This is a genomic window from Alicyclobacillus fodiniaquatilis (assembly GCF_042678105.1).
GTDB lineage: Bacteria > Bacillota > Bacilli > Alicyclobacillales > Alicyclobacillaceae > Alicyclobacillus > Alicyclobacillus fodiniaquatilis.
On record NZ_JBHUCX010000076.1, the window covers coordinates 1 to 10135 of the forward strand.

Below are 10135 nucleotides of genomic sequence, written 5' to 3' on the forward strand. Positions count from 1 at the left end.
TCGACGTCTCTACTCATTGCGATCACCCAAGAACATCTTACCAAAACAAGTTAGATACGACTATGTCATCTAACGTTTAGTTGATCGTTAAAAGACATTTCGCCTAACGGCGAGCGCCTTATATCCCCATAGCTAAGGCAAGGGGTTTTACGGCGCATCTGATAAAATAATGGGTGCCAGAACAGTTGCATGAAAGAGGCCGTGTTACAATCCACGGTCTCTTGTCATTTCCGTCCAAACGACCACAAACAGGGCGCCCTGTAGCGCCTCCCGCACTAGTTTCTCCAGGTCCTAAAGGAATGCGGCCAGGTATTGCAATTTGAGCAGTGAGTCGGTAACCAGGCGCCTCACTTTTTGCATAAGGTTATCCCCTGTGGTGATTCTCCGTCTAATGGATCAATGACTATTCCAAGGATTGTACCTCTGTCCTCAATCTCTATCCGATCCCAGCACCCAGTAAGAAGAGGGAAAGTAAGAATGCAAATGCAAATGAGTATCCATTTTTGTTTCATTAGATGCTAACCGCTTTATCGTTCCCGCTAGTGTGTTCTGGTTCCTAAATGGTTAATATCATAAATGTATGGTGCCGAATTCATGGGAAACAATACACGTTTTGGCCACCAGAGACAATAGCCGACTCAAGACTGTTCCAGATTCCATATGTTACGCTCACGTCACGACGAGAAATCGTGCTAGAAACCGATTAACTGGCCTGCTCAACCCAAGCATCTTGTCTTCGTTGAAGGCCTTGAACAAGAGTGAATCAGAAATCGCTATTCAATCTAGAAGGCAATCGCCGGTGTAGTTGGTCTATTTGGATAAAAATTGAAATTTAGTATGTTATCTTGAACAACTGGCCAAACTGTTCATAGCACCACGAGACACAAAAGGAACTGGAGGAGTAAACACCTCCGGCTCCTTTTGTTTTATTTTCCAATTTTGCTTAACCAATGCCATTGAGTTGAGTTCGATGATGAATTTGTCAGTTACCAGTATATCGGAACCTAACAGCCCGTTAATACTGGGTGAGCGTCGAGATTTCCGAAGTCTATATCTGGATTTTTGAATGAGCAGGCGCCAAATCGAAGTGCGTCAATTCGCTTCTGAACAGCGTAGTCTTGGCCCCCCATACCAACGGTGGTCACAATGATATCGCCGTCCTCTGGTTCCAGATCGAAATATTCAGCCGCCCCTGATTAATGAGCGATTGATCAGCACCGGTATCGAGAATAACGTTATTTACGATTCGAGCACGGCCATTATGTTCTAGCGTAAATGAAATAAAAAGAAGACCGTCTCGAAATTCTAGCTTCATTGCAAGGTACATCGATAGGCAGGGTCTCGATAGATAGGTATTGCGAATTTTCTAGAACAGTAAATGTATCAGGAAACAGTCGCAGGACTTCAGACCATTGCATGATATTTCAGCACTTTCAATGGCGTCACCAACAAACTCGATTTTAGCCTGACATAAACCGTATCACACGCATTTCAGTATCCATGTATGATCACCAAGATCAATTTCATCTGTACCTCCCGCATCCGTTCGGTAAATATCAATAACGAAACCCAAAGGAGAGCCTAAGGTACGAAAACCACCATAGGTTCTTGGATTGGAACATAGATTCTTCTTAATATGTACTTCATCTTACCTTGAACGCTCGCAATTTGACTGTTATAAAGGTGTTATCATTGATGATTAAGGTGTGATTAACTAGCTCATCAATGAATTAATGTATGATTAAGGTGAAGTTTCTTGGATGATTACAGACCGATTGGACAAGTAGCACAAGACTGCGATGTAACAACCGTTCAGTTGCGCGACTGGGAGAAGCAAGGTTTGATTCAATGTGACCATAGACCGAATGGACGCTACTTCAGTACGGGTGAATATGACCGTATACGCAAAATCCGTGACATGTTGAATACTGCACGTAATGCTGGGACGAAAAAGACATATGATGATGTACGTCGTGAGTTGTTCGGAGAGTCATTGGTACACCGTGCAGTAGAGGCCGATCAGCAAACACGTATAGAACAAATGATGCAACATGCTTTCGATAAAGTCTTTGATGACGAAATGAAACAGGTTTTCCTCCAATTTGCGCAAGGGTACAAGTCTGTCATCGAACGGAACGAAATATTGGAACGAGAACTCACTGAAATGAAGCAGATGTTAGTTGAACAGTCGCAGGTGAGTTTGGCCTTAGATGAAGTTGCCGCTTCGTCACAGCGTTCCTTGGTTGAGATGAAGGATATATTACGTAAAGAAAACCAGGAGCTCCGTCAACAACTAAGCAAGCGTGAGGAACAGCGGGATCGTCAATTGACCGAGGTCATGCGAGAGATTCTCGAGTTAAAGGAAGCGCAGAATACGAAACGTGGTTGGTGGCCGTTTGGCCGGAAGTGACTATGATATCCAACCAAGAACTTTCGTGATACGATCGTATTGTATTTCTCGATAGCAAGGCGGGATAAGGATTGATCTCCTTTTGTACTCTAAGAAAAGCCAAGTCGTATAACGCAGGTAAGAAGAAACTCTTAAGGAACTATGAACAAGCCATTGCTGCGGATTTTCAATCGACCGGTCAAGTTGGTTTCGGGAAAAGCGGGAACTTATATTCCCGTGTATACTACTTTCACAGAGAACACCAAGTAGCGGATGCGGACAATATTAGTAAGCCCATCCTAGATGCCCTTACTGGACATGCTTATGCTGACGATAAACAGGTGATCTTCCGGAGTGCTGCCAGCTTAAATATGGAAGAAGGATTTGTCATTGATTACACGAACTTGTCTAGCGATCTTGTTGCAGATATCACGAATGCAGTCTTGCAAGGAAAGTCCATCATATACATTGAAGTAGGCGCATTTTCGAATGACTTTATTCAGTTTGGGGTGAACACGCAATGATGATCTCGGAGGAAGGCGCAAGTCGGTATCTTGAGGAAGCCGCGATTCAAGACTTGTTAAAAAAATACCAATCAGAGGGATATGAAGTCATCAATCCCCCTTCGCTGATGGCGAATATACAACCTGATTTGGTATTTGAGAAAAACGGGAAGAAATTGATTATTGAAGTTGTTGTTCGAGGCGGCCGGGAGCGTGAACAAACAGATAAGATTCTGCAGATACACAAAGCACTTCAAGGTGTTCAACCTGCGGAATTCAAGACGGTATTCGTTACGCCCCCTAAGCGTTCGACTGTTGAAATTGATGGCATAGAGCGCATATTAAAATCAGAACTCGAGAACGGTGCATATCAAATCGAGATTGGCAATGGTGTCCGTTTTAATGAAGTCAGCGATGTCGAGATCGATAACCTGACGATCACCGGTGAAGCAATTCACATATCTGGCTCGTTTGTTGTATCAGTCGAAATACAGTTTGGGCCATCGAGAGATGGCATTGAGGTTGATGAATCATTCCCAGGAACATTCAAAGCTGAATTACAACATGACCTCACACCTATGAATGTTGATATCCAGATCGATTCATCCTCATGGCAGGATGAACTTTCAGATGAATGACATCTATAAATGACCGGATACACCATTCTGTTCCTACCTCAAAATCGTTCTCGGGTAAGGCGATTAATGCAAAAACACTGACAAATGCCGCCATGCGCTCACGCGAATGGTGGCATCCATGGAGCTATTCAGAAGTTGAATTTGTCGAGATCGGCCCAAATCGCTTATCCTGTCAAACTGTCTATGAAAGTGAACCGATGATTATCGGTCGCTGGCCGCAGATATCGCGACGGGATATGACCATATCACTTCCGCCACCCGTGCAACCATGATTGGCTGGTTTGATACGGCTATTCGCCGGGAACAACTCACATCAAATGAATAAGTCGTGCATGAATTTCCCATACAAACTGTCTAGGTCATTGACGTTAAATAAACGTGAAATTGTGAACCCAATGTCGTTCATTGCATATGCCCCTTGTACATGACGATCTCGACGATATCCACGCCTTACTTTAGAGCCATGCCACAATGCAATCCCAAAGTTAGAAGAATAGTCTGTGCAAGCGGTTGGAATCTGTGGTCCGTGGTTCGCACCCGGAACTGACACTTCAGAGACAGTGTCGTGATGATTCGTTCCCCATACGAAGCCTTGGTTATAGGAGAAAATCACATCGCCTGTGAACTCGCCCCAATAACCAATCATTCCGGCGTCTTGTTTGCGCAGAACAATTCCGGCCACGTTTCGTACGCCATGCTGTGTTTCGTGGCTCCACGTCGTTAACGCATGAAATATTTCGGATTGTACAGACTCGTACTCTTCAGGAGCGACAATCCCGTGTTCTTCTGATGTCATGAAATGATAATTTTGGGGGCCAGATTTAATGGAGATTCAGATTCTGCACAACTTGTAAACCTTTCCCCAAGGTCTTCTTGCCATTTTTCCCCTTTCTCCTTCTTCAAATCGTTCACGATATTGCGAACGGCCCACTCTGCATCGGACACTACTTGCTCAGGAGTTCTGGTTTCTTTGTTGACATCCATAATTTCCTTTAACCACCGAGCGCCGAATTTCACATGATTTTTTTCATCCACCATATCAAAATCATGCTCCAGAGCAGTAAGCCGGTCTCCATTTTCCATCGCCATCTTTACCCAAGCTCGTTTCGGGGCAAACGAACACGCCTCACCCACTTGGGTTAACGCGGAGATTCTCTCTAAGAGTGGAACCCCACAATAGGCCCGGTAATGCCCCACCGGTATTGGCACTTGGTATGGATCGATACCCATAGATTGTAGGCGCGAGAAACCCATTCGGGAATGGCGCACTTCGTCCCACGTCTGCCGAACAAAATCCGCAATGTATTCGAAAGGCATGTGTCGTCCATCGTAAACAATGGTTGCACAGATATCAATTACCGGCAATTCTGTAAAGTGAGTGTATGAATGGTGGGCTGGGCTCTCTACTCCACCGGTTAAAGTATCATAAATCCGTTCCGCACTCCGCCATACAAATCGTGGTTCCAGTTTCATATCAGTCGGGATTGTGAATTCGGGATAAACTGGTATTTCTGTTGCGGCGCCTTGTTCGTCGGATGACTGATAGAGATCCCCAAGACAGTGAATATGCTCACGGATTTCATCCTCGAACTTTTCGATCTCTTGTTCCTTCTCATACCCGATATTCCCGGCCTCAATCCATTGTTTACCCCAAGCAATTTGACGTTCCAATGCAGGTAAATGATCTTCAAATGCTTCAACTGAAGGCGCATCATTTAAATGGAGTGTGGACTCAATATAAGTTCGATAGGCATGAACCTGAAAGGGCTTAATGACACGATAAACGGTCGCAATAAAATAATCTTCATCCGATGCTGTCATAAGGTGTCGAACAACATTGCTCCAGGCCTCTTGGATTTGCTTTTCAGGATGAACTACACCAAAATCCTGGATGCGCTCACGAATGGCTCGAGTACGCTTTAAGTCCTCATAAGAATGTCGAACAAGGGTACATTTACCTTCAAATGTTGAAATGTTGGGAACAAATCCAATAACATGACATAGTAAATCATACTCAAACGAGTGAAAGCGCTTTAATTTTTTTAATGCGTCGTCAGTTCCGAAATATTTCGGCATAAGGCACCTCCGGTGGCCCTTTGGGGGCGTTTTCATCATATTGTATGAAGAATTTACGGTGTTGGCGTTCAATAATTATGGTCTCAACCGCCTAAACCCAAGAGGGGGGATATGCCCCCCTCTTGGAATTACGAACTCGTTTAAGGAAGTAACGCCAGAATTGGTCGATGCTGGTACGTCGCCATATGAGTGAGCGACATCACTGCGCTCAGCTCATCCGTAAGGTCAACAGACGAAGCCGACGGAGCTGGCCCTGCCCAGTTGTTTCCAAAAACGCCTGCGGTAGACGTCTGGTCATTATCCCACAATGAGGACAAGTTGGTCTGGATAAAGTTATCTAGATTTTGGTTTTGACGATCCAGACTGAGCAACTCGATCATGTAGCGCATAAAGATGCCTTTGAACAAGCCTCCATCGCCACCACCCGTCTCAACACCTGCCATGACGTCGTTCGCTTTTGCAAATTGGTTTATGGCTGCGTTGGCAACCAATTTCGCATCCGTTAAATATGTGCTGTCCCCTGTCAATTTAAACAATTCAACAGCCGCACCAACAACGGTACCGTAGTTGTATGTCCACTGTGCTGTGCCGCCGTTTGGATAGGTATTCTGCTGTGTCTGCGGATTCCAGTCTACGCCGTCCATAACAGTACCCGGTTGATAATTCGTTCCATTTACATTACCGCCCGTGGGTAGAACAAGGGTGTTCCATTCCCAATCAAACACTTGCTTGGCATCGGCTAGGTACGATTCATTGTGGGTAGCCGCGTAAAGTTCGGTGGATAGAATAGTATCTGTCATGTTAGCGGCCGTGTCTCGGTAGTACGGATTGTACCAACTGGGCCCAGCACTCGGTTTATCCCATGTGATGCCGCCTTCTGACGTCCAGCTATTCTCGATATCAGCCTGAAGGGCTTCCGCGTCTTGTACAAGTGCTGGCACACTGGAACTACTCATACTACTCGAGGTGGTTGGTACTACTGGAAACGCCGTTGACAAATTGGTTACTTTTGCTCTAACTGCCTGCATGAGTGCGATCCCCAACCAGCCTTCATCGTCATTCCAGCTATCATACATTTGTGTGCCATATTGATTCTGAAGGCCAGCAATAAAGTGATTAATGTAAGAGCTATAGGCTGTCGAGTTTGTCGCCAAATCTGCGTCTGCCAGTGTATACAGCCCATTGGCTTCCCACCAATAGTTTCCTGTATAGCTTCCACCCGGGGTGTTTTCGAACTGATTGCCACTACTGTTCCAGTAGCTTCCGATTAAGCCTTGAACAGCCGTGGTAGCTTCAGTCTGGTAATTTACTGGGCGATTGGCTTGACTAGTTGGTGTCGAGTCTGCGAAAACTTCGCTTGTACTCAAGATACTACCCGCAGCTAACACGCTGAAGGCGGTCATCATACTGCGTTTTACGAGCTTGGCATTGCACGATCCCATTTCAACAGCCTTTTTCATCACTGATTTTCCTCTCAACTCATGTTGTTCGCATCCAAAGCCGATCGAATGTTCTAGTTGAGCATCTCCCGAAAGTTAAACTCAACTTCGCATCAAATTAGAGGATGATTGAGATCCCCCTTTCTAATATATACCGAATTGAAACAATTTTATTAAAATTCAATTAAATATACGATGATAGTTTGATTGATATTGTTAAAGGTTGTATAAATGAGGTGACGTATGGGGCCTCGCGTTCGATAGGTTCAGTGGAAGCGGGAGATATCCCAGAGTACGGAATCGGTAAACCCGCTTCATATCAATGTAGGGACGAATCCCGGCGCACTGTGGGGGTTGGAACTTAGCCTGCCTATTGCAGCAACCTCCTCAATGATCCGCGATCCACTGGTCATTGAGCATCAGTTCACCTTTTTAGAACCGTACCGTCTTGTCCCAAACAGGTGTGATACTTCGAGAGCGCACTTGTTTGACCGTGGCCCAAATGAGGAGCGCAATCCATAACTGTGCATAGGTGAAATACATAACTGCAATCATCACCATGTTCCGTCCACTCATCAAGCCATCCAAGTTGGTTGAGGTCATTAGTTGTACGATGTAGACAACTAATGATTCGAACCAGATTAAGAGAAGTGGGATGGTGTACGTCACATGAACAGCACCGAGAAGACCAAGCAAGAACCATACATCCGAAACTGCCAGAAAGAATACAAAACCGATGTAGACGGACAACAATTGAGCACTATGAAACATCGAACGGCCTTTGAGCCACGAGGGTTCACGAAACGTCTTTTGAATTAAGTACAGATTTCCTTGCATCCATCTCGTTCTTTGCTTGAACCATACACGGAATGTTTCCGGCTCCTGTTCCCACGTTCTCGATTCTGGTACGACAGGGATAATGCCACCCAAGGCTGTGAGTTTCATGGTCAAGTCTGCGTCCTCTGCAAGTGCGTATTCATCCCAACCATTACAAGCTAAGAGAGCTTGTCTCGATACCACCATATTTGTTCCTGTAAACGACCCGAGTTTCATCAAAATCCAACGGCCAGACTGCATCAAGAGTTGGAACACCGAGAATTCAATCGCAATCATTCTCGTCAGCCAGTTCTTCGTTTCATTCAGCGTCTTCACTTGGCCCACAGCACCGACCGCATTCTTTGTGGTCACGGCAGATTCAATGAGCTTTTTCAACGCATCTGGTTCTGGTTGGTTATCTGCATCGTAGACCGCAATGTAGTCCGCTTCGGTCAAAGTTAGACCGTAATTCAAAACGCGGGCCTTACCTTTCGGATACCCATTCGGGACGCGGATATGTTTGACGTGTGAGAAAGCTTTGGCATATTCATCCGCAATTTCGCCCGTGTTGTCCGAAGAATTGTCATTCAGAACGTAAACCGTCAGTACCCCGGGATACACCAGATTCACAAGCGCTTCTAATGTTCCAGTTAATACCTTGCCTTCATTGTGTGCAGGAATCAAAACGGCAACGCTTGGATACGATTCCAAGTCGTTGCGATCTTCACGATGTTTGAGAGAACGAAAGACAATGCCTGCAACATTCAAACCAGAGTAATAGAAGAGCAAAAACCAAAAGGCTATCGCGATAACAAGCAAGATGACATTCATATTCTGTGACGCTCCTGTTCCACAAGCTGTTCTTTACCCATCACGTAATTCAACCACGATTCTGCATCACTGAAGGTAAGATCAATTTTCGCGCACTCTACCGATATGCCTTTCGCAATATACCCGGAGATTGTTCTAGACAATAGTTTAAAAAATCTCCTTTCAACAATATCGACACCTTGTTCTGTAGTGTTTTGCAATACAATATAGATTTCTTCATTTGGTGTCACTCCGACAATGTCATAATGGGAACGAATCGCATCCAGTGCACTTTGAGTAACCTTGCCGAGAATGGACCTCTGCGTATATTTGAATGGTGGTAATGAAATTTTGAGAAAAAACCCTACTTCATTCCGGCGCCGTAGACCTACCCATATCGACTCAAACCTGTATTGGAATTCATTAAAGGTAAGGACACCTGTCTGCTCGTCATGCTTTTTAAGGCTTAAAATCTCCTCTTGCAACCCTACGTTTTGAGCGAATAAACCTTTTATGTATCGAGCACTGAGCCATAAGAAGATAATCGTGGCGGACAGTGTAATATCAATCGCAACATCTTGAGCTTGAACCATCGTTTTTGCACCTGTTAACCATGCTTCAAACACCAGCCAAAAACCCAATCCCAGAACTTCGAGAACAACCAAGATTAAGCTAAAATCTCGATTAAAAAGAGCGAACAGTCCGTACGATACCACTAAGGAAAGCGCCGTTACAAGGAAAATCACAGGAGACAACGCATGAACCAAGTAAAACGCTTCTGCAAAGACAGCCATTAACGAACTGCATATTAGAATAAATTTCCCCATTAGAGCTTCCCCCTATTTTTTACTGCTTCTATCTCTTCTTTTTGGTTTGGAAACAGGTTTTGCTTGTTCCCATGAAATGAGTATACGAAACAAAAAAACGATAATATAGATAAAATTATATACAATTTTATCTATAAATAACTAAATCAACGAATCTGTTTCTGACAATTGGAAGCCGATCCCCTGTAGTAAAAGAATTTCGGTGTTTTGTGACTTTCAAAATGATTTTGCATGATAATTTGATCTTTATTTGTTTCATCAAGATACTTAAGACTGTGACCACTCCCGATGCCTAAAGGCAGGGGCTTCTCAGAACACGCATGGCGCAACCCGCCTACGTTATGTCCTGAAGGCTCAGTCCAAGCCAACCAGAAACGCTATATTGCACGCTTCAAAATGTTTTTTGCGGCGTTGATATCTCTGTCCTGAACGTATCCGCAGTGTTCGCAATGATGGGTACGTTCGGAGAGCTTCTTCGGTACGTTTTCAGCGCAGTTTGAGCAAAGTTGACTCGTGTTCTTGGGATCAACCAACACAACACCACGACCAGCTTCTTCCGCTTTGTACGCGGTGAATGTGACGAGTTGATTCCATGACGCATCAACGATGCTCTTTGCCAAGTGGTGATTCTTGACCA

The 10135-nt window shown here is 44.7% G+C and carries 9 protein-coding genes; 3 read left to right on the plus strand and 6 right to left on the minus strand.

Going from position 1 to position 10135, the window contains the following annotated elements:
• Positions 1-1756: 1756 nt before the first annotated feature.
• The 3 genes from ACFSB2_RS19300 (at position 1757) to ACFSB2_RS19310 (ending at position 3530) form a co-directional block, all read left to right on the plus strand.
• The gene (locus ACFSB2_RS19300; protein ID WP_377944731.1) at positions 1757-2410 is read left to right on the plus strand and encodes a MerR family transcriptional regulator; all 654 of its coding nucleotides are present in this window, start codon (positions 1757-1759) and stop codon (positions 2408-2410) included.
• Between the two features lie 71 nt (positions 2411-2481).
• Positions 2482-2913, plus strand: a complete 432-nt coding sequence (locus ACFSB2_RS19305) for a RusA family crossover junction endodeoxyribonuclease (RefSeq protein ID WP_377944732.1) — start codon at positions 2482-2484, stop codon at positions 2911-2913.
• The gene (locus ACFSB2_RS19310) at positions 2910-3530 is read left to right on the plus strand and encodes a pPIWI-associating nuclease domain-containing protein (protein WP_377944733.1); all 621 of its coding nucleotides are present in this window, start codon (positions 2910-2912) and stop codon (positions 3528-3530) included. Before ACFSB2_RS19305 ends, ACFSB2_RS19310 begins: the two co-directional genes overlap by 4 nt.
• Positions 3531-3843: 313 nt before the next feature.
• On the opposite strand, the gene ACFSB2_RS19315 is transcribed toward ACFSB2_RS19310, so the two are convergent.
• From ACFSB2_RS19315 to ACFSB2_RS19340, 6 genes are all read right to left on the minus strand, one after another.
• The gene (locus tag ACFSB2_RS19315) at positions 3844-4212 is read right to left on the minus strand and encodes a hypothetical protein (RefSeq protein WP_377944734.1); all 369 of its coding nucleotides are present in this window, start codon (positions 4210-4212) and stop codon (positions 3844-3846) included.
• Between the two features lie 110 nt (positions 4213-4322).
• A complete protein-coding gene (locus tag ACFSB2_RS19320; RefSeq protein WP_377944735.1) occupies positions 4323-5606 on the minus strand; it encodes a DUF455 family protein in 1284 nt (427 codons plus the stop codon).
• Between the two features lie 140 nt (positions 5607-5746).
• Complete coding sequence (locus ACFSB2_RS19325; protein ID WP_377944736.1) at positions 5747-7066, minus strand: glycoside hydrolase family 76 protein; 1320 nt, start codon at positions 7064-7066, stop codon at positions 5747-5749.
• Positions 7067-7477: 411 nt separating this feature from the next.
• Complete coding sequence (locus ACFSB2_RS19330; RefSeq protein WP_377944737.1) at positions 7478-8692, minus strand: glycosyltransferase family 2 protein; 1215 nt, start codon at positions 8690-8692, stop codon at positions 7478-7480.
• Positions 8689-9498: a hypothetical protein gene (locus tag ACFSB2_RS19335; protein WP_377944738.1), complete on the minus strand. Its 810-nt coding sequence runs from the start codon at positions 9496-9498 to the stop codon at positions 8689-8691. The genes ACFSB2_RS19330 and ACFSB2_RS19335 overlap by 4 nt, the downstream gene beginning before the upstream one ends.
• A 377-nt stretch (positions 9499-9875) precedes the next feature.
• Positions 9876-10135: RNA-guided endonuclease InsQ/TnpB family protein (locus tag ACFSB2_RS19340; RefSeq protein ID WP_377944739.1), on the minus strand; the 260-nt coding region annotated here is incomplete at its 5' end.

Excerpts from the sequence above, each read along its gene's own strand:
- ACFSB2_RS19335 (WP_377944738.1), bottom strand. The coding sequence starts at position 9,498 with ATGGGGAAATTTATTCTAATATGCAGTTCGTTAATGGCTGTCTTTGCA.
- ACFSB2_RS19330 (WP_377944737.1), bottom strand. The coding sequence starts at position 8,692 with ATGAATGTCATCTTGCTTGTTATCGCGATAGCCTTTTGGTTTTTGCTC.
- ACFSB2_RS19310 (WP_377944733.1), top strand. The coding sequence starts at position 2,910 with ATGATGATCTCGGAGGAAGGCGCAAGTCGGTATCTTGAGGAAGCCGCG.
- ACFSB2_RS19320 (WP_377944735.1), bottom strand. The coding sequence starts at position 5,606 with ATGCCGAAATATTTCGGAACTGACGACGCATTAAAAAAATTAAAGCGC.
- ACFSB2_RS19325 (WP_377944736.1), bottom strand. The coding sequence starts at position 7,066 with ATGAAAAAGGCTGTTGAAATGGGATCGTGCAATGCCAAGCTCGTAAAA.